21 protein-coding genes are annotated in these 23,663 nt (G+C 73.6%); 6 read left to right on the top strand and 15 right to left on the bottom strand.

From position 1 onward, the window contains the following. Positions 1-6 precede the first annotated feature (6 nt). Both Q5530_RS17070 and Q5530_RS17065 read left to right on the top strand, forming a co-directional pair. Positions 7-1,119, top strand: a complete 1,113-nt coding sequence (locus Q5530_RS17070) for a fatty acid desaturase family protein (RefSeq protein ID WP_415363341.1) — start codon at positions 7-9, stop codon at positions 1,117-1,119. Positions 1,120-1,384: 265 nt separating this feature from the next. After that, positions 1,385-2,191: an HD domain-containing protein gene (locus Q5530_RS17065; protein WP_415363340.1), complete on the top strand. Its 807-nt coding sequence runs from the start codon at positions 1,385-1,387 to the stop codon at positions 2,189-2,191. 34 nt (positions 2,192-2,225) lie between these two features. Here the strand turns inward: Q5530_RS17065 and Q5530_RS17060 are convergent, their stop codons facing one another. The 4 genes from Q5530_RS17060 to Q5530_RS17045 all read right to left on the bottom strand — a co-directional run bounded on the left by Q5530_RS17060 (position 2,226) and on the right by Q5530_RS17045 (position 7,024). Further along, on the bottom strand, positions 2,226-3,785 hold the full coding sequence (locus Q5530_RS17060) for an alkaline phosphatase D family protein (RefSeq protein WP_415363338.1): 1,560 nt from the start codon (positions 3,783-3,785) through the stop codon (positions 2,226-2,228). Positions 3,786-3,901: 116 nt separating this feature from the next. After that, on the bottom strand, positions 3,902-4,852 hold the full coding sequence (locus Q5530_RS17055; RefSeq protein WP_415363336.1) for a sigma-70 family RNA polymerase sigma factor: 951 nt from the start codon (positions 4,850-4,852) through the stop codon (positions 3,902-3,904). A gap of 10 nt (positions 4,853-4,862) precedes the next feature. Continuing rightward, on the bottom strand, positions 4,863-6,053 hold the full coding sequence (locus Q5530_RS17050; RefSeq protein WP_415363334.1) for an NAD(P)/FAD-dependent oxidoreductase: 1,191 nt from the start codon (positions 6,051-6,053) through the stop codon (positions 4,863-4,865). A gap of 80 nt (positions 6,054-6,133) precedes the next feature. Beyond that, complete coding sequence (locus tag Q5530_RS17045; RefSeq protein ID WP_415363332.1) at positions 6,134-7,024, bottom strand: helix-turn-helix transcriptional regulator; 891 nt, start codon at positions 7,022-7,024, stop codon at positions 6,134-6,136. A 245-nt stretch (positions 7,025-7,269) separates the two neighbouring features. Between Q5530_RS17045 and Q5530_RS17040 the strand changes: the two genes are divergently transcribed. Beyond that, entirely contained in the window at positions 7,270-8,139 is an 870-nt protein-coding gene (locus Q5530_RS17040) for an NAD(P)H-binding protein (RefSeq protein ID WP_415363330.1), read from the top strand. Positions 8,140-8,892: 753 nt separating this feature from the next. Here the strand turns inward: Q5530_RS17040 and Q5530_RS17035 are convergent. From Q5530_RS17035 to pfkB, 7 genes are all read right to left on the bottom strand, one after another. Continuing rightward, positions 8,893-9,816 (bottom strand): HPr family phosphocarrier protein, encoded by a 924-nt coding sequence (locus Q5530_RS17035; RefSeq protein ID WP_415363328.1) that lies wholly within the window; start codon positions 9,814-9,816, stop codon positions 8,893-8,895. Positions 9,817-10,058: 242 nt separating this feature from the next. Further along, positions 10,059-11,729 carry a phosphoenolpyruvate--protein phosphotransferase gene (gene ptsP, locus Q5530_RS17030; RefSeq protein WP_415363326.1) on the bottom strand — a complete coding sequence of 557 codons (1,671 nt, stop codon included), beginning with the start codon at positions 11,727-11,729 and terminating at the stop codon, positions 10,059-10,061. 50 nt (positions 11,730-11,779) lie between these two features. Further along, complete coding sequence (locus tag Q5530_RS17025) at positions 11,780-12,829, bottom strand: zinc-dependent dehydrogenase (RefSeq protein ID WP_415363324.1); 1,050 nt, start codon at positions 12,827-12,829, stop codon at positions 11,780-11,782. After that, complete coding sequence (locus tag Q5530_RS17020; protein WP_380642254.1) at positions 12,826-13,284, bottom strand: PTS sugar transporter subunit IIA; 459 nt, start codon at positions 13,282-13,284, stop codon at positions 12,826-12,828. Before Q5530_RS17020 ends, Q5530_RS17025 begins: the two co-directional genes overlap by 4 nt. Further along, positions 13,277-13,579 (bottom strand): PTS lactose transporter subunit IIB, encoded by a 303-nt coding sequence (locus Q5530_RS17015; RefSeq protein ID WP_380642256.1) that lies wholly within the window; start codon positions 13,577-13,579, stop codon positions 13,277-13,279. Before Q5530_RS17015 ends, Q5530_RS17020 begins: the two co-directional genes overlap by 8 nt. Positions 13,580-13,619: 40 nt before the next feature. Next, complete coding sequence (mtlA, locus tag Q5530_RS17010) at positions 13,620-14,735, bottom strand: mannitol-specific PTS transporter subunit IIC (RefSeq protein ID WP_415363323.1); 1,116 nt, start codon at positions 14,733-14,735, stop codon at positions 13,620-13,622. Positions 14,736-14,841: 106 nt separating this feature from the next. Continuing rightward, positions 14,842-15,777, bottom strand: coding sequence for a 1-phosphofructokinase (gene pfkB / locus Q5530_RS17005; protein WP_415363321.1), 936 nt, complete (start codon positions 15,775-15,777; stop codon positions 14,842-14,844). Positions 15,778-16,430: 653 nt separating this feature from the next. On the opposite strand from pfkB, the gene Q5530_RS17000 reads away from it, so the two are divergent. The 3 genes from Q5530_RS17000 to bla all read left to right on the top strand — a co-directional run bounded on the left by Q5530_RS17000 (position 16,431) and on the right by bla (position 19,480). Then, positions 16,431-17,060, top strand: coding sequence for a DUF742 domain-containing protein (locus Q5530_RS17000; RefSeq protein WP_415363319.1), 630 nt, complete (start codon positions 16,431-16,433; stop codon positions 17,058-17,060). 271 nt (positions 17,061-17,331) lie between these two features. Continuing rightward, a complete protein-coding gene (locus Q5530_RS16995; protein WP_415363661.1) occupies positions 17,332-18,093 on the top strand; it encodes a DeoR/GlpR family DNA-binding transcription regulator in 762 nt (253 codons plus the stop codon). Positions 18,094-18,487: 394 nt separating this feature from the next. After that, complete coding sequence (bla, locus tag Q5530_RS16990) at positions 18,488-19,480, top strand: class A beta-lactamase (RefSeq protein WP_415363660.1); 993 nt, start codon at positions 18,488-18,490, stop codon at positions 19,478-19,480. Positions 19,481-19,496: 16 nt separating this feature from the next. Here bla and Q5530_RS16985 read toward each other — a convergent pair whose 3' ends face one another. The 4 genes from Q5530_RS16985 to Q5530_RS16970 are packed head-to-tail and all read right to left on the bottom strand — an operon-like array spanning position 19,497 to position 23,628. Further along, the gene (locus Q5530_RS16985) at positions 19,497-21,056 is read right to left on the bottom strand and encodes a carbamoyltransferase C-terminal domain-containing protein (protein ID WP_415363317.1); all 1,560 of its coding nucleotides are present in this window, start codon (positions 21,054-21,056) and stop codon (positions 19,497-19,499) included. A gap of 2 nt (positions 21,057-21,058) precedes the next feature. After that, positions 21,059-22,000, bottom strand: coding sequence for a 2OG-Fe(II) oxygenase family protein (locus Q5530_RS16980; RefSeq protein ID WP_415363315.1), 942 nt, complete (start codon positions 21,998-22,000; stop codon positions 21,059-21,061). A gap of 52 nt (positions 22,001-22,052) precedes the next feature. Further along, positions 22,053-22,925: a CmcJ/NvfI family oxidoreductase gene (locus tag Q5530_RS16975; protein WP_415363313.1), complete on the bottom strand. Its 873-nt coding sequence runs from the start codon at positions 22,923-22,925 to the stop codon at positions 22,053-22,055. A 7-nt stretch (positions 22,926-22,932) separates the two neighbouring features. After that, positions 22,933-23,628 carry a CmcI family methyltransferase gene (locus Q5530_RS16970; RefSeq protein WP_380638087.1) on the bottom strand — a complete coding sequence of 232 codons (696 nt, stop codon included), beginning with the start codon at positions 23,626-23,628 and terminating at the stop codon, positions 22,933-22,935. Between the last annotated feature and the right edge of the window lie 35 nt (positions 23,629-23,663).

The following is a 23,663-nucleotide window of genomic DNA, read 5'->3' as shown; positions in this document are numbered from 1 at the left end:
AGCAGCATGACCGCCACCGACCCCACCGCCCACCTGTCCGACGAGCAGATCGAGCAGCTCGGCCGCGAGCTCGACGCGTTGCGCGACGAGGTGATCGCCGCCCGCGGCGAACGCGACGCGGCCTACATCCGCAAGGTCATCTCGGTGCAGCGCAAGCTGGAGATGACCAGCCGGGGCGTGCTGCTGTTCTCCCTCTTCCCGCCGGCCTGGCTGGTCGGCACCGCGGGCCTGTCCGTGGCCAAGATCCTGGAGAACATGGAGATCGGCCACAACATCCTGCACGGGCAGTGGGACTGGATGCGCGACCCGAAGATCCACTCCACGTCCTGGGAGTGGGACCACGTCTCCCCCGCCGCGCAGTGGAAGCACTCCCACAACGAGCTGCACCACACCTACACCAACGTGATCGGCAAGGACAACGACCTCGGCTACGGCATCATGCGCGTCGACGAGGACCAGCGGTGGCAGCCGTTCCACCTGGGACAGCCGCTGTGGAACTTCATCAACGCCTGCTTCTTCGAGTACGGCATCGCCGCGTACGACCTGGAGCTGGGCCGGAACCTCCAGAAGCGCCACCGCAACAACCCGGAGTTCCGGGCGCGGGCGCGCGAGGTCGGCAAGAAGATCCGCAAGCAGGTGCTGAAGGACTACGTCGTCCACCCGCTGCTGTCGGGCCCGTCCTTCCTCACCACGCTGGCCGCCACCTTCACCGCGAACCTGGTCCGCAACCTGTGGAGCCACTCGGTGATCATGTGCGGTCACTTCCCCGAGGGCGTGCAGACCTTCGAGCGCCGCTCGATCGTCGGCGAGACCCGGGGCCAGTGGTACCTGCGGCAGATGCTCGGCTCGGCCAACATCAGCGGCGGCAAGCTGCTGCACATCATGACCGGCAACCTCTCGCACCAGGTCGAGCACCACCTGTTCCCCGACCTGCCGAGCAACCGCTACGGCGAGATCGCGCCGAAGGTCCGGGAGCTGTTCGACCGCTACGGCCTGGAGTACGTCACCGGATCGCTGCCCAGGCAGCTGTTCTCGGCGTGGCGCAAGGTCTTCCGGCTGTCGCTGCCGAACAAGCCGGCCAAGACGACTCCCCGCCTGGAGGAACGCGTCGCGGCGTGATGCCCCGGGACAGGTCCTGGGCGATCGCACACGTCACCCCCGCGGCGAGGCACGGAGCTCGGCGGGGTCCACGCCGAGGCCGTGACGACGAAACCCCCGTGCGCGCCGGTTCCGGCCTGGCCCTGGCCACCACCCCGACATCGGGGTGGTGGCCGAAGCGGTCACCGCCGGGCAGTCGGTGACGCCGGAACGCCTGGCGCGAATCCGTTGGCACGTGGCAATCCAGCCACTCCCGCGGCCACCGCGGCCTCCCTAACCTCAAGCCATGGACAACACTCCCACCGAGGACGACACGGCCGGCCGACCCGACACCGGTGGAGACCTCAGTCGGCGCTCGCTGCTCGGTTCGAGCGCACGTCTCGCGGTCGGGGTGGGCGTGCTCGGCGCGGTCGCGTCGACGCGGAGCGGCGCGACCGCGGCCGCCACCCCCTCGCTCCCCCACCCCGTCGCCGGACTTCGACCCCCGGACACGGCCCTGGCCCGCCAGGCGATGCGGTTCGCGCGCGACGAGTCCTCGGAGATCCTGTTCAACCACGTCATGCGGTCCTACCACTTCGGCGCCCTGCTGCTGGACCGCGCCGGCGCCCGCTACGACCGGGAGCTGCTGTTCATCGGCAGCGTCCTGCACGACCTCGGCCTGGTCGAGCGCTTCACGACCCCGACCGAGCGCTTCGAACTGGACGGCGCCGACGCCGCCCGCCGCTTCCTGCGGCAACGGGGGATGGCGAACGACCGCGTCGAGGTGGTCTGGGACGCGATCGCGTTGCACACCAACGCCACCATCGCGGCCCGCAAGCGCCCGGAGATCGCCGCGGTGGCCGCCGGCGCCGGGGTCGACGTGGGCGGGCGCGGCCTGGAGGACCTGGACCCCGACGACGTCGCCGAGGTGCTCGCCGCCTACCCGCGGACGGGCTTCAAGCGCGACACGGTCGACACCATGCTCGACCACTGCCGCCGCAAGCCCATGGCCTACTTCACCCACCCGTTCGCCGAGGTCGGCCGCCGCCACATCCCGGACTTCGCGGTGCCGACCGTCGAGGACGTGGTGCTGGCGGCGCCGTTCCCCGACTGAACCCGGGCCCGGTCGAGCCGGTCCACCGCCGCGATCACACCCGGTGCGCGCCCGGCCGACCGGATTCGACCACGAACGACGCGAAGACGGACTCGGGCACGTCACGGCGGCTCACCGTCGGGACGGTCCTGAGCTCCGCCCTCATCCGCGAACCGTCCACGTGGCAGCGGACGTACCCGCGGCGGTCGCCGTCGAAGAACTTGATGTGCGGGTTGTGCCTGATCATCGGCCCGTAGTAGGGCCCGTACACCTCACCGTCCCCGTTGGACGAGATCGACGTGCCGACGAACTCCGTGCCGACGACCGGCGAGGACGGGCGGTCGAAGTCCCGGTGGATGTCGTTGACGAAGGTCGAGTGCCAGTCACCCGTGATCACCACCGGGTTGTCGACCCGGTGCCGGACCCAGGTGTCGGTCAGCCGCTTGCGCGCGGCCGGGTAGCCGTCCCAGGCGTCGTGCCACAACCGGTCGCCCGCCGGGCCGTCGTGCTCCAGCCTGCCCAGCATCACGTTGCTGCCCAGGAGGTTCCACCGGGCCTCGGAGGCGGCCAGCCCGTCGAAGAGCCACTTCTCCTGCGGGAAGCCCAGCATCGTCACGGCCGGGTCGTAGCCGCCGGTGCACGCGTCGGCCTCGCCCCAGCCGCAGGGAGGGACGCTCCGGTACTGCCTGCCGTCGAGGATGTCGAGCTGCGCGAGCCTGCCCCAGCGCAGGCGCCGGTAGATCCGGGCGCGGTCGAGCGCGGCCCGGCGGACGGGCTGGTGCTCGTACCACGCCTGGTAGGCCGCGGCCCGCAGCGCGGTGATGTCGCCGGCGTGCTCCTGGCGGGTGCCCGCGTAGTCGTTCTTCACCTCGTGGTCGTCCCACGTGACGGCCCAGGGGAACCTGGCGTGGGCCGCCTGGAGGTCCGGGTCCGCCTTGTAGAGGGCGTACTGCATCCGCCAGCGCTCCAGGTCCCGCGGCGCCGACCTGAGCACGTCCGGCGTCCCGGTCCGCCGGAGGCCCCCGTCCGCCGGGATGCCGCCCTCGTACACGTAGTCGCCCAGGTGCACCACCAGGTCGAGGTCGTCGTCCGCCATGTGCCGGTACGACGGGTAGTAGCCGCTCACCCAGTCCTGGCACGACGCGAACGCGAAGGCCAGCGACCCTCCGGGGGCGCCGGCGGCCGGCGTGGTGCGCGTGCGCCCGACCGGCGAGGTCTCGCCCCGGTAGCGGAAGCGGTAGAACCACTCCCGGTCCGGCGCCAGGCCGTCGACCTCGACGTGGACCGAGTGCCCCAGCTCCGGCAGCGCCCAGGTGGTGCCGCCGGCGACGATCCGGCGGAACCCCTCGTCCCGGGCGACCTGCCACTGGACCGGCACCCTGGTGCGCGGCATGCCGCCGCCGGGCTCGAACGGCTCCGGGACGAGCCTCGTCCACAGCACCGCCCCGGTCGCCGTCGGGTCGCCGCTGGCCACGCCGAGCTGGAACGGGTGGTTCCCGCCGCCGGGTCGCGGTGCCGCCGCCGCGTGGTCGGCGGGTACCTGGGACAGCGCGGCCGCGCCGGCGGCGGTCGAGAGCGCGGCGAGGAACCGCCGCCTACCCATGGAGGTCGTCACGGCGCCATGTCTAACCCGCGCCGATGGCCGGCGGGCGAGCGCCAGGTGAACAGGTCCTGGAGTTCGGCTCTCCTCCGTCCTCGTCCGGTGGGCGCACGGCCGGCCGAACCCCCGGCTCACCACGACTCCACCAGGAGGTCGCCGTGGTCACCACGCCGCCACTCCCGGGTGAGGCGGCCGAGCCGAGCAGGCGCGGCCATGCTGCGCAGGGTGGCGATCCGGTCGTCGCGGACCTCCAGGACCACCAGGCCCACCACCCGGTCGTCCAGCACGGCGATCACGGCGGGGCAGCCGTTGACCACGGCGGCGTGGAACGCCGGGGAGCCGCCGACCAGCTTCCGCTTCGCCGGGGTCGGCCGGTAGGCGGCCCGGAGGGTGGCGGCGATCCGCTCGGGACCCGAGACCCGCATCAGCTTCGCGCTCAACCCGGCGCCGTCGGAGATCGCGGTCGCGTCGTCGGTCAGCAGCGCGACCAGCTGTTCGGTGCGGCCCGAGGCGGCGGCGGCGAGGAACGCCCCGGCGATGCGGCGCGCGGTGGCGCGGTCGACCTCGGTGACGCGGTGGTCGAGACCCGGGCGCGACGTGGCGACGTGGCGCCGGGCCCGGTGCGCGTGCTGCTGGCTCGCGGACTCGCTGATGTCGAGGATCCCGGCGATCTCGGCGTGGCTGTGGGAGAACGCCTCGCGCAGGACGTAGACGGCCCGCTCGACCGGGGTCAGGCGTTCCAGGAGGGTCAGCACCGCCAGGCTCACCGAGTCGCGCTGCTCGGCGGTGTCCGCCGGGCCCAGCACCGGATCGCCGGCCAGCAGCGGTTCGGGCAGCCAGGTGCCCACCGCGCGCTCGCGCCGCGCCCTCGCCGAGCGCAGCCGGTCCAGGGCCAGGTTGGTGACCACCCTGGTCAGCCACGCCTCGGGCACCTCGATGTGGTCCCGGTCGGCGGCCTGCCAGCGCAGGAACGCGTCCTGCACCACGTCCTCGGCGTCGGCGGCCGAGCCGAGCAGGCGGTACGCGAGCGAGGCCAGCCGATCCCGGCCGGCCTCGAAACGCGCGAGGGTCTCGGTGTCCACGATCACCGGGCTAGGCCGCGACCACCTCGGTGGCGCGGCCGGGTTCGGCGGCCAGGCGGTACCTGCGGGTCGGCATCCCGAAGGTCGGGTGGGCCATGCCGAACGCGGCCACCCGGAGGACGGCCGCCTTGGCGCGCGCGGCCGGCCGACCGCACAGGGCCCAACTCCGCGACCGCGCCTCGCCGTCGACCAGCTGGTAGATCGCGTCCCGGCGGCCGAGGCTCAGGTGGTTGCCGACGTGGGCCGGCGTGGTCTTCGGGATCCTGCGGCCGGTCAGGTCACCAACGATCGCGGACACCGCCTGCATCGCGGTGGCACCCGCCGAGGCGCAGGACATCGGCAGCGGCCGGCCGTTCCGGTCGACGGCGTGGGCGCTGTCGCCCGCCGCGTAGACGCCGGGGTGCGAGACCGACCGCATCAGGCGGTCCACCAGGACCCGACCGTCGTCGGCGACGGCGAGGCCGCTCGCGGCGGCGATGGGGTGGACGGCGAAACCCGCCGCCCAGACGGTGGCGTCGGACGCGAAGGCTGTGCCGTCGGCGGCGACAACCCCCGTCGCCCCCACCCGCTCGACGGTGGTGTGCTCGTGGACCGCGATGCCGAACCGGTCGAAGGCCCGCAGCAGGTGGCGGCGGGCCCGCGGGCCGAGCCAACCTCCCAGCTCACCGCTGGTGACCAGGGTGACGTCGAGCCCCGGCCGGGACTCGGCGATCTCGGTGGCGACCTCGATCCCGGTCAGGTTGCCGCCGACGACCAGCACCGACCCGTTCCCGGCCAGCTCGTCCAGCCGCCGGCGCAGGCGCAGCGCCGACGGCCGGCCGGCGACGTGGAAGGCGTGCTCGGCCACGCCCGGCACGCCGTGGTCGGCGACGGTGCTGCCGAGCGCGTAGAGCAGGGTGTCGTGGTCGAGCCGGTCGGGACCCCCGTCGCCGGTCACGGTGACCGTCCGGCGCCCGGCGTCGACCGCGGTGACCCGCGCCGGTCGCAGGCGGATCCCGGTGCCCGCGAACAGCTCCGCCAGCTCGTACCGGCGCAGGTCCGGTCCGGCGGCGAGCTGGTGCAGGCGCAGCCGTTCCACGAAGTCGGGTTCGGCGTTGACGACGGTGATCTCGACGTCGTCGGGGTGCAGGTGGCGGGCGAGTCGTCCGGCGGCGTACGTCCCGGCGTACCCGGCCCCGAGGACGGTGATGCGGTGCGGCATGTCCTTGCTCCTGTCTGGTTCGACCGCACCCTGAACGGGGCAGCGCCCCGATTCCTGACGGGGTTCGGCCATGACGTGGGTCACCCTCGACCGGACCGCTCCGGCAGGCGGGCGCGGTCTGCCCCGCCCGGTCGTGCCCGGCGGGTGTCGAGCCGGGTGAGCGCGGCGGCGCTCGGGCTGCCCGGTTCCGCCGTGCAGAACACCACCTGGAGGTCGGTGCCGGGCAGCAGCAGGGTGTGGCGGTCCAGCTCCAGCTCGCCCAGGTCGGGGTGGCGCAGGCGCTTGCGCAGCGTCGGCACGGGGCGTACGTCGTGGTCGCGCCAGCCGGCGGCGAAGTCCGGGCTGTGCGCGGCGAACTCGTCGACCAGCTCGCCCAGGACGCGGTCGGTCGGGTGGCGAACCCGGGCCACGCGCAGCGGGGCGGCCAACCGGCGGGCGAACTCGCCCTCCGCGCCCGCCGGCGCCGAGCAGAGGGTGCCGCCGAGGCGGATCGACAGCCGCACCACGTTGCGCTCCTCGACGGGCAGCAGTCCGAAGTCGGTGATCAACGCGGCCGCGGCGCGGTTCCAGGCCAGGACGTCCTGCCGCTCGTCGACCAGGTAGGCGGGCGCCGGTCCGAGGCGGTCCAGCAGCCGCCGGGCGTCGGCGGGCACCTGCCCCCGATCGGCGTCCGCCACGGGTGGCGCCTGCCCGGCCAGCCGGGCCAGGTGCTCGCGCTCCGCGGCGGTGAGCCGCAGCGCCGTGCCCAGCGCGGCCAGCACCTCCGGGGACGGGCGCGGCGCACGGGCCTGCTCCAGCCGTTCGTAGTAGCCGACCGACACCCCCGCCAGCGCGGCCACCTCCTCGCGGCGCAGCCCGGGGGTGCGCCGGGCGCGCCGGCCGGGCGGGTGGGTGGCGGTGGCCGGCACCTGGTCCGGGCGCAGCGCTTCCCGCCGTCGGCGCGGGAAGTCCGCCAGTTCGCCTCTGCTCACCCGGCTCATGGTGGCAGGGGTCCCCCGCCCCGACCACGGACCGGTGGTCCGGGGCTTGGTGGTCGGCAGCTTGGCCGGCCGTTCCCGGCCGAGGGCCCGGCCGCCCAACCTGGACCGGTCACACCCCGTCGAACACCGGAGGACACCGTGCCGGGCACCCCCCAGGACGGACCGATCACCCACCACCGGGATCGCCGGCACCGACCGGCCGAACTCCCCGACCCGGTGCGCGCGGACGCCGCCCGATGACCGGCGTGCTCGTGACCGGCGGCACCGGGAAGACCGGGAGCGCGCTGGTGGCACTGCTGCGGGACGAGGACGTGCCGGTCCGGGTGGCCGCCCGCAACCCGCCCGCCGGCGACCCCGACCCGGTCCGGTTCGACTGGACCGACCCGGCCACGTTCCCGGCCGCGCTGCGCGGGGTGGACCGGGTCTTCCTGGTGCCCCCGGTGCGGACCACCGACCCGATGCCGCTCGTCGGACCGTTCCTGGCCGAGGCGCGACGCCGGGGCGTGCGCCGGGTGGTGCTCCTGGGCTCCGCCGTCGTCCTGCCGAACGCCCCCGGCGCGCTGGAGATGGCCGCGCGGGTGTCGTCCCGGCCGGGGTGGGTCGTGCTGCGCGCGTCCGGGTTCATGCAGAACTTCCTGAGCCCGCACCCGGTGGGCGAGCGCATCCGGCGGCACGGTGAGATCCGCACCGCCGCCGGCGACGGCCGGGTGGGCTGGATCGACGCGCGGGACATCGCGGCCGCGGCCGCCGCCCTGCTGACCGACCCCGGGGCCGGGCCGGACGACCGGCGCGACCACCTGCTCACCGGGCCGCAGGCGCTGAGCTGCCACGACGCGGCGACGATCATCACCGCCCGCACCGGACGACCGGTCCGGGTGGTGCCCGTCGGGACCGACGACCAGGTGGCCGCCAACCTGGCCGCCGGCATGCCCGCCCAGTTCGCCGCCGCCCTCGCCGCCGTGGAGGACGGCATCAGGGCCGGTCGGGAGGACCGGATCAGCGCCGCGGTGCCGGACCTGACCGGCCGGCCGGCCCGCACCTTCGCCGAGTTCGTCGAGGAGCACGCGGCCGAGTGGGCGGAAGACGGGCCTGCCGGGACGACTTGACGCGGCGCCCCCGGCACGGGGTCGGCCGCGTGGTCACCGATCGGCAGGGCCTCGGCGCGCGACGGGGAGCAACCGGCAGGCGGGCCGGCAGAGGAGCCGCAGCGAGAAGACGGGACCGGCGGCGGCGAGCCGGTGGTGCCAGCGTCGTGGCACGGCCGCGCACCGGAGCCTCCCCCGCGCCGGGCACCGGGCCGAACTCTGGGCGTTGTTCCACGGTGGACGCGCGGCCGGCGTCCGCAGGATGGCGAACCGAGTTGCGGTGACGAGGGACCTGGACGACTACATCCGCGCCGTCTCCCCGCACGAGGACGACGTCTGCGGGAGCTGCGGGAGGAAACCGCCCTGCTCCCCGCCGGATCGGCGATGCAGGTGACGCCCGAGCAGGGACAGCTGCCGCGCCTGCTGACGGGACCACGCTGCTCCGCAGTCGTCCCCGCTGACACCGCCGGGCGCGCGGTTGGTCCCCGACGAGGAAGCGGTGGACGGGTACCGGGGACGACCCGTCCACCGCTCCTCTCACGCCGCCCTACCGGGAACCGGGTGGGCGGTCGACGCCGTCGGTCAGTTCCACGACCTCGCCGTCGAACGTCCCGGGACCCCCGACCAGCAACGCCTTCCTGTTCTGCGGCACGATGTTCGCCCTTTCACCGGGGTCGCCGCCGCGTGGCGCGGCGGCGGACCGTCCGAAGTGCACACACCGAGTACGGCCGGGCAGGACTGGGGAATACTCTGGAATCCGCTCCGGTCCCGCGCTCAGCCCCCGGCCGTGGGAGCCGCGTCGTGGTCTGTCGACAGCAGCTCGGACAGCTCGGCCAGCGCGGTGTCGGCCTGGTCCCCCTCGACGGTGAGCAGGACCTCCTCACCGCCCTTCACCCCCAGCGACATGACCGCGAGGATGCTGGCCGCGTCGACCAGCGCGTCCTCGCTGCGGCCGATGCGGACCTTGCCGCCCTGCTTGCGGGCCGCCTCGACCAGGAGCTTGGCGGGCCGGGCGTGCAGGCCGACCGACGAACCGATGGTGACTCGTGTACTGGGCAACTCTGCCTCCTCCTGACGGTGCGGGAACGCGCGTTCGGCCCGTTCCCGCCGGACCGGCCGGGGGAACCGACCGGTCGACAACTCGATGTCGCGCGCGAACCACGGTGTGACGGGTCGGCGCACGGGGTCCAGCGCGGAGCGGACGACGGACAGCACGCCCTCCGCGACGGGCAGCCAGCGCTCGCCGGCCTCGATCGGGCGTGCCCAGCGCACCCGGCCGCCGGACACGGGTGTCGGCGGCAGCGGCACCTCCGCCGGCGTGCGCAGGAACACCACGTCCGCGGGCATGTCGTTCTGGCTCAACCAGCGGTCGTTGGCGTCGGTCAGGAAGACCACGCGGCCGTCCGGTCGCACGACGGCGGGCGCGGGCACGCCGACCGCGTCGAAGCGGGAGAGCACGACCTCCGCGAGGTCGGCGGGCACGAGGAACCCCACCGTGCCGCCGCCGAGCACGAGCCTGATCCCCGCCGACCCGGGCACCACGCGCCAGCCGAAGCGGCGCGCGTACCAGCGGCACGCGGCCTCCTGGTCGGGCGGAACACGGGCCGGCGCAACGGGGTTCGTCCCGGGACGCGACCCGACGGCCTTCGGGCCGACCGGTCGTGGCGCGGCCGGGTGCAGGCCGGCGGGGTGCGCCACGACCGGGTGCGGGCCAGCGGGGTGCGGGCCAGCGGGGTGCGGGCCAGCGGGGTGCGGGCTGGCGGGGTGCGGGCTGGCGGAGTGCGGGACAGCGGAGTGCGGGACAGCGGAGTGCGGCACAACCGCACGCGGCGCGGCGGCGTTCGCGGGCCGCCGGCCGCGGGTCGGGCGTTGGGGTTGGAGCCGGGGCTGGGGCGGAACGGTCACGGGTGGTTCCTCCACATCGTCGCCCCGCCCCTCCCTCAGCCCAGCGCGTACGAGCGCGCGGTGGCCGGGTCGGGGGCGCGGCGGACGCGCTCGGCCAGCTCGGCGCAGTCGTCCAGCGTGCGCTCGCGCAGCGCGGCCCGGACGGCGGGCACGGCGGGCGCGGACATGGACAGGCTGGTCACGCCCAGGCCCACGAGCACCGGGGCCAGGCCGGGGTCGCCCGCGGCCTCACCGCAGACGCCCACCGGCTTGCCCGCGGCGCGACCGGCCTCGGCCACGACGGCCACGAGGTCGAGCAGCGCGGGCTGCCACGGGTCGAGCAGCGAGCCCAGCTCGCCGAGCACCCGGTCGGCGCCGAACGCGTACTGGGACAGGTCGTTGGTGCCGAGGCTGACGAAGTCGACCTCGGCCAGGACGTCGGCGGCGCGCAGGGCCGCGGCCGGGATCTCGATCATCACGCCGACGTTGGTCAGGCCCGCGCCGCGGGCCAGTGCGGCGAAGTCCCGCGCCTCGGCCGGGGTGGCGATCATGGGTGCCATCACGCGCACGTCGGCGCCGTGGTCGGCGGCGGCGTCGGCGATGGCGGCGAGCTGGTCGGCCAGCAGGTCCGGCTTGCGCCACGCCACGCGGTAGCCGCGCACGCCCAGCGCCGGGTTGGGCTCGGCGTCGGCGTTGGCGAACGGCAGCGGTTTGTCCGCGCCCGCGTCGAGCGTGCGCACGACCACCGGTCGCGCGCCGAACGCCTTGAACACCTCGCCGTAGGCGCGGCGCTGCTCCTCGCGGGAGGGTGCGTCGGCGCGGTCGAGGAACAGGAACTCGGTGCGGAACAGGCCCACGCCCTCGGCGTCCACGTCGCCGTCGGTCGCGCCGCCCACGTTGAGCAGCAGCTTCACCGGGTGGCCGTCGGCGGTGGCGCCGGGCCCGCGGTAGCGGGCCAGCGCGGCCTCGCGCTCGGCCGCCGCCTCGGCCACCCGGGAGGAGGCGTCGTCGTCGGGGGACGTGACCACGACGCCGCGGGTGCCGTCCACCACGACCGGCTCGCCGTCTGCCAGCGAGTCGGCCTCGGCGCACCCGACCACGGCCGGGATGCCGAGGGAGCGGGCGAGGATGGCGGTGTGGCTGGTCGGCCCGCCCTTGGAGGTGACGATCGCCACCACCTTGGCCGGGTCGAGGGTGACCGTGTCGGCGGGCGCGAGGTCCACGCCCACCAGCACGAACGGCTCGTCGCGCACGGGGATGCCGGGTGTCGGCACGCCCAGCAGCACCGCGACGGCCCGGTCCCGCAGGTCGGCGAGGTCGCCGGTCCGCTCGGCGAGGTACCCGCCGAGCGCGGCCAGCGCCTCCAGGTGGACGCCGAACGCGTCGTGCACGGCCCAGGCCGCCGGACGACCCCGGTCGACGGCGGCGCGGATGCCGTCGACCAGGGCGGGGTCGTCCGCCATGGCGATCTGGGTGTCGAGGATGTCGCGGGCCTCGCCGGTCAGGCCATCGGCCCGCCGGCCCAGGTCCTCGACCACCGCGCGGAGGGCGGAGACGGCCGCCTCCACCTCGTCCCGCGCCGGTCCCGGCGCGGGCACGTCGGCGGGCAGCTCGGGCGCGGCGGCCGTCCTGGCCACCACCCCCACCGCCTGTCCGGGGCTCGCCGGGTTGCCGGTCAGCTCCCTCGACCCGACCGGCTGCTGCGAGACCTCAGCCACCTGCGACAACTCCGCGCCTCCTCGTCCTCGTCGACCGTTCGTGCGGGTGGTGCGCGATGTCAGCCCGCGGTGGGCTCGATCGTCACCTTGATGGCGGTGCCACCGGCCACCACGTCGATGGCCTCCAGCACCTTCTCCAGCGGCAGGTGGTGCGTGATCAGGTCGGCCACCGGCACGGCGCCCGTCGCGATCAGCTCCAGCGCCTTCTTGTTGTGGTCGGGGCTGGACCCGTTCGCGCCGACGATGGTCAGCTCGCGGTAGTGCACGAGGTTCGAGTCGCACGCGATGATCGGGTTGTCCTTCGGCAGGCCGCCGAAGAAGCTGATCCGGCCGCGGCGGGCGACCATCTTCAGCGCGTCCTCCTGCGTCTTGCCCGCGGCCGACGCGGTGATGACCACGTCCGCGCCGCGCCCACCGGTCAGGTCCAGCACCGCCTGGATCGGGTCGACCTCGGCCGCGCAGATCGCCGCGTCCGGCTTGACCAGGTTCGCGGCCATGTCGAGCCGGCCGCGGTTGAGCTCCACCAGGTAGACGTTCTCGGCGCCGCGGGCACGGGCCAGCCGCACGTGCAGGCAGCCGATCGGACCGGCGCCGACGACCACGACCGTGTCGCCGTCGCCGACGCGGGCCAGCTCCTGGCCGTTGAGCACGCACGCCAGCGGCTCGGCCACCGACGCCTCCGCGTAGGTCACGCCGTCCGGGATGCGGTTGACGCCGTCGACCTTGAGGACGTTCGCCGGCACGATCATGTACTCGGCGAAGCCACCCTCGAAGTGGTAGCCCATTGACAGCTGGTTGGGGCAGATGGTCATCCACCCGCGCAGGCAGTCGGGGCACTCCCCGCACGGGATGGCTGCGATGACCTGGACCCGGTCCCCCGCGGCCCAGCCGTCCACCTCCGAGCCCACCTCCACGACCTCGCCCGCGATCTCGTGACCGATCACGCGCGGCGGGTCGATGTGGTGGTGGCCGTGCCGGAAGATCTTCAGGTCGGTCCCGCACGTCGAGGTGTTGCGCACCCGCAACTTCAGCTCGGCCGGGCCCGCGGTGGGCTCGGGCATGTCCTCGATGCGGATGTCGCCGGGCGCGTAGAACCGGGCCACCTTCACTGCGTCGTCTCCTCGTCCTTCTCGGTGTCCACCGTCCGCAGGATGCGCAGGACGGTGTCGGTGTCGGGGGCTTGGCGCAGCTCGGCCGCGCGTTCGGGGTCCATGAGCACGTGGGCCAGGGCGGACAGGATGCCGACCTGCTCGCTGCCCTGCGCGGCGATGCCGACGCACAGCCGCACGTCCTCACCTCCCCAGTCCACCCCTTCGGGGAACTGGAGCACGGTCAGCGCCGACCGGCGGACGTGGGCGCGCGAGGCGTCCGTGCCGTGCGGGATGGCCACGCCCTCGCCGATGTAGGTCGAGACCGAGGCTTCGCGCTCGTGCATCGCGGTCAGGTACTCGGGGTCGACCGCGCCCAGCTCCAGCAGCACGGCCCCGACCTGGTCGATGGCCGCGGCGCGGTCGGCGGCGGTCCGGCCGAGCCGCACGGACTCGGCGGTCAGCAGCTCAGCCAAGCTCCCCACCGTCCCGGATGGCGGCTTCGACGCGGTCGAACACCGGGTCGCCCATGAAGTTCTGGAAACCGATGACGACCGCGCCCGACGAGTTCTTCTGCGCCCGGGGCACCAGGCCCTGCTGGCACAGCACGACCTGGGCGTCGGCGGGGATCTCGTTGACCGGGCTGTGCTGCACGGCCACCTTGTACGGCTTGAGCCGCTTCGCCATCTGCGACGCCACCATGACGCTGCTGCCCATGCCCGCGTCGCAGGCGATGACGACCTTGGTGATGTCCTTGCCCTGGATGCTCATGCGTCCCTGTTCCTCTCGTCCGGCGTCGTGCCCTGGTCGGTCAGACCTTGACCTCGCCGCCGTTGGCGATCTGCTGCTCCCGCTCCTCGCGGCGGGCGTCCCGGCCGAACTTCATCAGCGCCGCGGCCACCACGAACGCCACGACCGCCGCGACCAGCACACCCGCGATGACCGAGAAGTGCCCGCCCTTCGGCGTCACGGCCATCAGGGCGATGATGCTGCCAGGAGACGGCGTGGCGACCAGGCCCGCGTCGAAGATGCTGAAGGTGAGCACACCGGCCGCGCCGCCACCGATGACCGAGAGCAGCAGCTTCGGGTTCGCCAGGATGTACGGGAAGTAGATCTCGTGGATGCCGCCGAGGAACTGGATGACGATCGCGCCGGGGGCGGTGGCGCGGGCGGCGCGGGGGCCGAACACGGCCAGCGCGGCCAGCACGCCCAGACCCGGGCCGGGGTTGGACTCGATCAGGAAGTGGATCGCCTTGCCGTTCTCCAGCGCCTCGGCCACGCCCAGCGGGCTCAGCACGCCGTGGTTGATGGCGTTGTTGAGGAACAGGATCTTGGCGGGTTCGACGATCAGCGACACGAGGGGCAGCAGGCCGGCGTCGAGCATCCACTGCACGCCGTTGCCGAGCGCCTTGGTGATGCCCTCGACGACCGGGCCGATGGAGAACAGGCTGCCGACCGCGAGCGCGCCGCCGATGATGCCGGCGCTGAAGTTGTCGACGAGCATCTTGAAGCCCGGCGCGACCTTGACGCCGACCTTCTCGTCCCACAGCTTGATCAGGTAGCCGCCGAGGGGGCCGACGATCATCGCGCCGAGGAACATGGGGATGTCCGCGCCGACGATCACGCCGAAGGTGGCGATCGAACCGACCACCGCGCCGCGCTGGCCGTGGACCAGCCGGCCGCCGGTGTAGCCGATGAGGGTCGGCAGCAGGTACGTGATCATCGGACCGACGAGTTCGCCGATCGTGGCGTTGGGGATCCACCCCGTGGGGATGAACATCGCGGTGATCAGGCCCCACGCGATGAACGCGCCGATGTTGGGCATGACCATGGCTGCGAGGTGGCCACCGAAGCGCTGGATGCCCACCCGCGCGCGCTGGCCGCGGGATTGGGTGTCTTCGGGGGCCTGGGTGTCGTTGCTCGTCATCGTTGACACTTCCACTACTGCTGGAGGGACTGGGAGAACGCCGTCGCTGCGGCGGCGGGAGCCGGGCGTCCTCGCCCGGCATCGGCGACCGGCGGGTGCCGGCGGATCAGACGTCGATCCGGCGGTCCCACTCGATGTCCGGGTGCACCACCACCCGGTGTGCGCGCACGTCTTCCGGGCCCGGCATGGTGCTGCCGGGCAACGAAACGGCCGCCGCTCCCCAAGCGACGCCCGTGGCCAGTGCGGAAGGGCCAATTCCCCCTGTGGAGAGGAACCCGGCGAGCAGCGCGTCCCCGGCGCCGACCGAGCTGCGGGCCTCGGCCCGCGCCTCGGCGTGCCAGGAGCCCTCGCCGTCGACCAGCACGGCGCCTTGCCCGCCGAGACTGGCCAACACCGCCTCCGCGCCCCGGGAACGCAGTTCCCCGGCCGCGTCGACGACCTCCCGCAAAGTCCGCAGTGGACGGTCGACCGCCTCGGCCAACTCCTCCAGGTTGGGCTTGACCAGGGTCGGTCCGGCCTCCACCGCGGCCAGCAGCGCGGGGCCGCTGGTGTCCACCGCCACCTTCGCGCCGGTCGGCGCGAGGCGGCTGATCAGGTCGGCGTAGAAGGTGTCGGGCACGCCGGGCGGGAGACTCCCGGCCGCGACCACCCAGTCCACGCCGGGCATGTGGGCCAGCACCGCGTCGCAGAACGCCTCCAGTTCGGGACCGCTCAACCGGGCTCCGGCCTCGTTGAGCTTGGTCACCGTGGCGTCCGGTTCGACGATGGTGATGTTGCTGCGCACCGGGCCGAGTGCGGCGACCCGCACGACCTCGATGCTGTAGCCGGTGAGCAGGCCGATGAGCTGGTCGCCCTCCGCACCACCGGCCGGTACCACCGCGCGGGCCTTGCAGCCGTTGCGCACCAGGGCGCGGGCGACGTTGATCCCCTTGCCGCCGGGCTGCACGTGCACCCCGGACGCGCGGTGCAGATCGCCCCTGGTCAGCCGGTCGACCTCGACTGTGCGGTCCACGCTCGGGTTGGCCGTCACGGTCAGGAACACTTCACACCACCTCGAAGCCTCTCCGGCACCGCCACCAGTTCGGCGGTTTGGTTTGAGTGACTTTAGATCCGTTTGTGTTGTTTACACAAGGACCACTGCGGAGAAGCTAGGGGTTTCCCCCGGAGCACCACCGCTACGCAGCCAGAACGCCGCCGCGCCGAAGCCACAGGAACCCACACGACACGCGTCGGAAGTGCTACTTGACGTAGTCGGACGGCGCCGCTGTCCTGCCGGACACCAGGGGCCGCCCCCGCCGGGGTTGCCGGTGGCGGCCGGCACGAACGGCACCTCGTGCGGCGTCTACGAGCCGACCGGGTGCACGGGGCGCCCATCCCGGCACGACGCCGGGGCCGGGCCCGAACGCGGACCAGGCGTCTCACGCCGTCCCGATCTCCACCGCACTCCCCTGGTGCCGGGACGTGACCCCCGCCACAGCCGGAAGCCGTACCGGCGGGCAGTGGTTCGCCAAGCTCGCCGCTTGACGTGGCCGCGTTGACCTGGTTTTACCTTTGACCAGGCGCGGAGTGTGCCTACTGTGTCCCCAACCGCAGAGGAGAACACCCCCGACCACAGGAAACTGGGCAAACCCCGGGTCTTCGGCCGGCACCACCGGTCGGTTGCCGGGAGGCGTGCCCGCCGACGGATCGAGTGCCATGACCAAGCGCCGCTGGAGCAAGCCGGCCGCGACCTCGTTCCACCCGCTGGCCTTCGGCGGTTGGCACGATTACGAGACGTGGGCCGCCAACGACTTCCGCCCCAAGCCCCGGGACCCGGCACCGGCCCCGGCAGTCGCGGAAGCGCTCCCGGAGCCGCGGACCGAACCGCGGGCCGACCTCCCGACCGAACGGGCGGTCGACCCGGTGGTCGACCCCGGACCCGCGCCGGAACCCGGACCCGCGCCCGCCGACGGGCCTACCGAGTTCTTCACCGCCGAGGAGCTCATCGAGCAGCCGGCACCCACGGCCCGCCCCTACGTGCGGACCAGGGGGCGCACCCGCGCGGACCACGAACTGCGCCTGGAGACCATCGTGTCGGCCGTGCCGGGCACGCCGCCTCCCGCCGACGCGATCACCCTCCGGTTGCACCGCGTGTGCCGCGCGCCACTGTCGGTGGCCGAGATCGCCGTGCACCTGGGCGTGCCGCTGGGCGTGGCCCGGGTCCTGATCAGCGACGCGATCACCGACGGCCTCGTGATCGCGCACGACGACCGCACGCCCTCCGCCGACGGCCCGTCGCTGGAGCTGCTCAACCGCGTCCACGCCGGACTGCTGCGCCTGGCCTGAACCCGGGTCCCCGGCCCTCCGGGGCGCAGGACCGGGGCTCTCCGGGAGTCGCGCGCGGCTTGACCGGTGGCTCCCCGCCCCGACCGGAGGAGCGCGCGATGCCGCGGACCCCCGGACGTGCCCTCCGACCGCGCCGTGCCCGATCCGCGCGACCCGGTGCGGCGACCGGATCGGCCGCTGGACGCGGGCACCGTCGAACTCGACCGCGTTGCCGCGCTCGGATGACGGCCACTAGGATTCCCGGAGTTGTGCGCAGGGGGTGGGGCAGGACGTGTACGCGGAGGAGCGCCAACAGGTCATCCTCGACCGGGCCCGTGCCAGGGGCCGGGTCGACGTCGCCGCGTTGGCCGAGGAGTTCGCCGTCACCACCGAGACGATCCGCCGCGACCTGACCGCCCTGGAGCGCCACGGCGTGCTGCGCCGGGTGCACGGTGGCGCGATCCCGGTGGAGCGGCTGGGGTTCGAACCGGCCATCGCCACGCGCGAGGGGGTGATGACCACCGAGAAGGAGCGGATCGCCAAGGCGGCGCTGGCGCTGCTGCCCGAGGAGGGCACGATCCTGCTGGACGCGGGCACCACCACCGCGAAGATGGCCGACCTGCTGCCGCTGGACCGGGAACTGACCGTCGTCACGCACTCGGTGAACATCGCGCTGATGCTGACCAGCAGGCCCAACCTGACCGTGATGCTGGTCGGCGGCCGGCTGCGCAGCCGCACCCTGGCCACGGTCGACGCCTGGGCGTTGCAGGCGCTCAAGGACAGCTTCGTCGAGGTCGCGTTCATCGCCACCAACGGCCTGTCGTCGGAGCGCGGCCTGACCACGCCGGACCCGGCCGAGGCGATGGTGAAGCGGGCGGCGATCGGCGCGGCGCGGCGGTGCGTGCTGCTGGCCGACCACACCAAGATCGGCAACGACCACTTCGCGCGGTTCGCGGACCTGGCCGACATCGAAACGCTCATCACGGACTCGGGCATCGACTCGGCGGTGGCCGAAGAACTCGGGGCGGCCGGTCCGCGCGTGCTCATCGTCTGAACACCGCGACGGGGTGTCGGCGGCCGGACCGGCGGGGCCGGGGTGGTCGAACACCGGACCGGCGGGCAGCGCGGCCACCGGCGAGCCCCGCGCGGCGACCAGGGCGCAGGCGTCGGGCAGCGACAGCGCGCCCGCGACGTGCGTGGCGGCGCGGAGGCGCGGCGTGCCCGGAAACAGCCGCGGGGCGCCGACGGACCTCGCGAGGCGATATCCGGTGGTGCGGTACCGATGATTCTCCAGCGGGTTGTCGTGTTCGAAATGCGTCAGGGCCGAACCGGTGGACCACTTCACCGAAAACGCAGCGGTCAGAACATATTCATCACCACCTGAAAGCGTGAAGATGTCCACCGGCACGGCCACCGATTCCCGGTGCGGCCTACACTGGCTCGGGTAAATTCGGGTTTTGTGGCCGGAAAGGACGTCCTGCGGCGTGATCCAGCGGCTGTGTGCTGTGACCGTTCTCCTCTGCGCGGCGGTCGGGGGGTGTTCGTCGCCGGCGGGGCAGTCCTCGCCCGAGAGCGCGGTGTCGCCCGGCCCGACCTCGTCGAGCGCGTCGAGCGCGTCCACCGCGCCCGCTCCGGCCGTCGAGGTGGTCGATCCCGCCGTCGCGCCGGAGTTCGCCCGCCTGGAGTCGGTCCACGACGCCCGGCTCGGGGTGTACGCCGTGGACACCGGGTCGGGGCGCGCGGTCGCGTACGGGGCCGACGAGCGGTTCGCGTACGCGTCCACGTTCAAGGCGTTCGCGGCGGCGCTGGTGCTGGCGGACACCACGCCGGCGCAGTTCGAGGAGCCGGTCCGGGTCGAGGCCGCCGACCTGCTCGCCAACTCCCCCGTCACCGAGACCCGGGCGGGCACCACGATGACGTGGCGCGAGCTGTGCGAGGCCGCCGTGCGCTACAGCGACAACACGGCGGGCAACCTGCTGCTGCGGCGCCTCGGGGGTCCCGGGGGGTACGACTCCGCCCTGACCGAGCTCGGCGACGACGTCACCTCGGCCGACCGGTACGAACCGGACCTGTCCTCGGCGGTGCCGGGCGACCCGCGCGACACGAGCACGCCGAGGGCGATGGCGGACAACCTCCGGGAGTTCGCCCTCGGCGAGGCGCTGGACGACGCCGACCGCGAAGTCTTCCTCGGCTGGCTGCGCGGCAACACCACCGGCGCCGCCGTGGTCCGGGCCGGCGTGCCGGAGGGCTGGGTCGTCGGGGACAAGACCGGCACCGCGTCCTACGGCGGGCGCAACGACATCGCGGTGGTGTGGCCACCGGACCGGGACCCGATCATCATCGCCGTGATGACGAGCCGGGACCGCCAGGGCGCCGACCAGGTGGACGCGCTGATCGCCGACGCCACCCGCGTCGTGGTGCGGGTCCTGACCGAAAGCTGAGGGGCGGGACCACGCCTCAGCGGACCCGCTCGAACCACGTGTCGCCGATGACCATGTCGTCGACGCCCCGGGACTCGCAGTACCGCACCAGGTCCGAGGTGCGGTTGATGAAGCCCTCCCCGTTGAAGTTGAGGGACGTGTTGCACAGCACGCCCGCCCCCCGCTCGACCGCGAACGCGCTCAGCAGCCGGTGCAGGCGCGGGTTGCCGGACTCCCGGACGGTCTGGACCCTGGCCGAGCCGTCCACGTGGGTCACCGCCCGCACGCCGCTCGACTCCCGCACCCGGCGGAAGTACAGCATGTGCGGGTCCTCGAAGGTCTCGTGGAAGACCTGCCCCAGGTCCTCGACGCGGCAGACCGGGGCGATCGGCCGGTAGTCCTCGCGCTGCTTGATGTCGTTGAGCCGGTCGCGGGTGCCCGAGCCGAACGGCTCGGCCAGGAGCGACCGGTTGCCCAGCGCGCGCGGGCCGATCTCCCAGCGCCCCTGCACCCACGCCACCACGCGGCCCGTCGACAGCGCCCGCGCCAGCTCGGCGTCGTCGAGCCGGCGGGACCGCCACGTGGCCGGGTCGGGGCGGGCGTCCTCGACGAAGTCGAGCCCGCTGTAGACGCTCCAGTCGATGTGCGGGTCGCCCGTGCACGCCGTCAGCGCGTCGATCGCCGTGCCCACCGCGGAACCGGAGTCGTTCGTGCAGGGCGCGACGAACACCGACGAGAAGTAGCCGAGGTCGGCCCAGGCCCGGTTCCAGTCGCAGTTGAGCCCGCAGCCGCCGGAGATGTAGAGCGGGCTGCCCTCGGGCAGCTCCGCGCGGGCCACGGCCGCGAACGCCTCGAAGATGCGCGCGGTGAGCAGGGCGGCGGCCGTCTTGCACTCGGCGGACTCCACGCCCGCGTTGTGCAGCACCGTGCCCTGGTACTCGACCTTGGGCGCCGGGTACATCGAGTCCTGCTTCAGGATCCGGTCGACCACGTGGACGATCTCGGGACCGGCTTCCGCGGCGTCGCCGAAGGCGGCCAGGGCCATCAGCTTGCCCGCGTCGTTGAGGCGCGGCTTGCCGCCGGTGTCCGGGAACGTCGGGTCGGCGAGGCCGAACAGAAACGAGTACCGGGCGCCCGGTCCGCTCATCACCGGCACCCTGCGGGTGATGCGGTGCTCGGCGTCGACGACGTAGAAGGCGCCCACGTCGCCCTCCCAGACCAGCACGGTCCGCTCCGGCGCGCTGCTCCGCTCCCCCATGCCCAGCGCCATGTAGACGTGGGAGCGCTCGTGGGTGGAGCTGAAGTAGGTGACCTCCTTGCCGAAGAAGCGGGACGTGCCGATCTGGGGTTCCTGGATGCCGGTGTACCCGGCGCCGGTGCGGACGACGCCGCGCGGGCGCAGGTCGGCCCACCCGCCCAGGGCGACCACGTCGGGGATCTCGCCGAGGTGCTCGGCGATGTCGAGGACCGTCGTCGGCAGCAGGGGCGAGTACCGGGGGCGGGAGTCCTTCTCCGACTCCAGCGAGAAGAGCAGCTCGCGGTCACCGATGGCGGCGATCGCGCCATCGTGCCCCGGCTTGACGGCGACGACGAGCATCCTCAGCCTTCCTTCGCGTGCATGGTGACGTAGTTGGTGCCGATCCAGTCGCCGAACGTGGCGGTGTCGCCGGGCACGTCGATGTCGACGGCCAGGCCGTACTCGCGGGCCTTGGCGACCGAGAACGAGAAGTCGATCGACGGGCGCAGGAAGAACACGCTCGACGTGCGGTCGCTGCCCTCCCGCAGGTGCGCCCCCGGCGAGCGCACGTGGTGCCGGGGGGCGGGCACGGTGCCCTGCGTGACGAGCGGGGCGATGGCGCCGCACAGCACGACCACGGCGTCGGGCACCGCGGGCAGGTCCACCAGCTCGCCGTGGACCTCGGCCTGGAGGCTGACGAACCCGTTGGCGCAAGGCGTCTGGTGGACGAACGTGATGAGGGACAGGTCGTAGTGCGGTGCCATCCGCCGGGGCTCGTGCTCGGCCGCCCGGTGCTCGGGGACCTCGGGGAAGTACCGCAGCCGGAGCACCGGGTCGCAGTCGAGCAGGGTGTCCATGTCCCCGCCGTCGTAGGAGCCGCTCGCCTCCAGCACCGCCGCGCAGGTGCGCCGCGCCGCGGCGTGGAGGCGGTCGAAGTAGCCGGTCCAGACCTGCTCGAACCGCTCGGACGGGAACAGGTTGCGGTCGATCCCCATGGAGTAGGACTCGGAGTAGTCGGTGTAGGAGCCGGTGCGGGTGACCTGCGCCGTGCTCTCGGCCTCCAGCGCGGAGTAGCCGCGGCGCAGGGTCGGCACGCCGGTGGTCATCGCCCGCTTCTCCTCGGGCGTGCCCGTGAAGAAGAAGCCGGTGGCCGTGTCGGTGGCCAGCCGGTGGTCCTCCTCGGTGACCCCGTAGTCGGTGAGGTAGAAGACCCCCAGCTCGGTGACGCAGCGGTGGAACTCGTCCCGGTGCGCGCCCCGCTCCAGCTCGGCGAGGCTGAAGAGCGGGACAGTCGTGTCGGCCATGGTCCTGGTGCTCCTTGTCGTGACGTGCGGCGGTCGCCGGCGGGGGGGTGGCTCAGTCGTGGAACAGCAGTGCCCGCACCTCCAGGGACACCCGCAGCCTGCCGGTGGCGGGGCCGTCCGGCACGAAGAACGCCGAGTGCGGGGAGAGCCCGGCCACGTCGGCCAGCTCCCGGTCCGGGGTCGCGCCGTCCGCGTGCGGCAGTGCGCGGCTGGCGCTGTCGTAGCACTTGAACAGCACGACCTCGGCCGGGGTGAGCGCGTCCCAGAAGTACCAGCGGTGGGCGGGGTTGTGCCGGACCGAGTAGTTCTCCCGGTCCCGCAGCCAGTCGGGGAAGTCGAGCCTGGTCGCCACCAGGTCGGCGGCCGGGTCGAGGGACCGGAAGTCGCACAGCGCCAACGGGTAGTTGCGCACCGGCGCGAGCAGCGGGCGCCACGCGTTGACGATCTGGAACCGGCGGGACGACCGGCCGGGACCGCCGTGGTCCGCGGCGCGGGCCCAGGCGCTGCCGGGGCTCTGGTCGACGTGGACCCGCTGGTGCGGCGCCTGGTTGTCCGGGTCGCGCGGCGCGCCGGTGTCCTCCACCCGGACGGTGGCGTCGAAGAACGACACGCGCGCGGCCCCGGTGCGGGCCAGCAGCAGGTCCCCGACCTCCTCCTGGTAGGCGGCGATCGCCCCGGGCTCGCGGGCGAAGAGGGCCTGCTGGTCGACGCGCGTCGGCGCCTCGACCTTCTCGAAGCCCGCGCCGTCGAGGTCCGGCTGGGTCCCGCCGGCGCGCAGGTCGGTGATGGCGGTGTCGACGGGGACCTTGCGGAAGTTGAACAGCACGTCGGGCGGCCGGGACACGGCGTCGATGCACCAGTCGTCGACCCGGCCGTCCGGGGTCAGCGGCGCCGCGTAGAACAGCGGGCTGGTCACTGTCGGCACGGGCGCCTCACCGCCTGCGGAACACGCCGCGGTCCAGCTGCGCGCTGGCGTTGGCGTACACCATGTCCATCGACAGCGTCTTGCCGAACGCGCCCAGGTACTCCTCCAGCAGGTTCGGGCAGTACCGGTGCCAGTAGGGGATCATGTCCTCGATCACGAAGTAGTCGCCCGCCACCAGCAGGTTGTCCACCGTCCACCGCATGACGTTGAACGTGTTGGCATGCGCGTCGTCGATGAACAGCAGCGGGTGCGGCAGGTCCCGCAGCTGCTCGAACGTCGTGAGGTCCGCGCAGTCGGCCTCGCTCAGGGTGATCCCGGCCATCTCCGACTCCGGGATCCGGCAGCGGCCCAGGTCGCGGTCGATGCCGACGACCCGGCAGTCCAGGTCCATGAGCCGGGCCATGTCGCGGAACCACATCAGCGAACCGCCGCTGAACACGCCCAGCTCCACGACCGTGCGCGGTCGCAGCTCGCAGAGCAGGTCGTGGTAGGCGGCCTGCGTGTCCGGGTCCTTGAGCAACCTCAGGCCCCGCCACTGGTAGCGGGCGAAGTCGGGGTACCCGAGGTCGCGTGGCGCTTCGGCCCACTGGTCCAGCGGCCAGTCCCTCGGCCGGTCCGCCAGGACCGGCGGGTGCCACACCGGGTCCTCGCCGACGCCCCGGAAGTCGTTCAGGTCCAGGAATTCCTGAGGGGTCTCGCCCATGCGCTTCGTCGTTTCCTCACGTGTCGCGTCGGGTT

It is taken from the genome of Saccharothrix sp. BKS2, from assembly GCF_047689505.1.
Lineage (GTDB): Bacteria > Actinomycetota > Actinomycetes > Mycobacteriales > Pseudonocardiaceae > Actinosynnema > Actinosynnema lopnurensis.
The sequence above is the reverse complement of the archived record's forward strand: the minus strand, read 5'-3'. Positions and strand labels throughout refer to the sequence as shown.

What these genes read in the sequence shown, in the direction of transcription:
- Q5530_RS17065 (WP_415363340.1), top strand. Translation starts at nt 1,385, where the DNA reads ATGGACAACACTCCCACCGAGGACGACACGGCCGGCCGACCCGACACC.
- Q5530_RS17070 (WP_415363341.1), top strand. Translation starts at nt 7, where the DNA reads ATGACCGCCACCGACCCCACCGCCCACCTGTCCGACGAGCAGATCGAG.
- Q5530_RS17015 (WP_380642256.1), bottom strand. Translation starts at nt 13,579, where the DNA reads ATGAGCATCCAGGGCAAGGACATCACCAAGGTCGTCATCGCCTGCGAC.
- mtlA (WP_415363323.1), bottom strand. Translation starts at nt 14,735, where the DNA reads ATGACGAGCAACGACACCCAGGCCCCCGAAGACACCCAATCCCGCGGC.
- Q5530_RS16970 (WP_380638087.1), bottom strand. Translation starts at nt 23,628, where the DNA reads ATGGGCGAGACCCCTCAGGAATTCCTGGACCTGAACGACTTCCGGGGC.
- Q5530_RS17050 (WP_415363334.1), bottom strand. Translation starts at nt 6,053, where the DNA reads ATGCCGCACCGCATCACCGTCCTCGGGGCCGGGTACGCCGGGACGTAC.
- Q5530_RS17000 (WP_415363319.1), top strand. Translation starts at nt 16,431, where the DNA reads ATGACCAAGCGCCGCTGGAGCAAGCCGGCCGCGACCTCGTTCCACCCG.
- Q5530_RS16980 (WP_415363315.1), bottom strand. Translation starts at nt 22,000, where the DNA reads ATGGCCGACACGACTGTCCCGCTCTTCAGCCTCGCCGAGCTGGAGCGG.
- Q5530_RS16985 (WP_415363317.1), bottom strand. Translation starts at nt 21,056, where the DNA reads ATGCTCGTCGTCGCCGTCAAGCCGGGGCACGATGGCGCGATCGCCGCC.
- Q5530_RS17040 (WP_415363330.1), top strand. Translation starts at nt 7,270, where the DNA reads ATGACCGGCGTGCTCGTGACCGGCGGCACCGGGAAGACCGGGAGCGCG.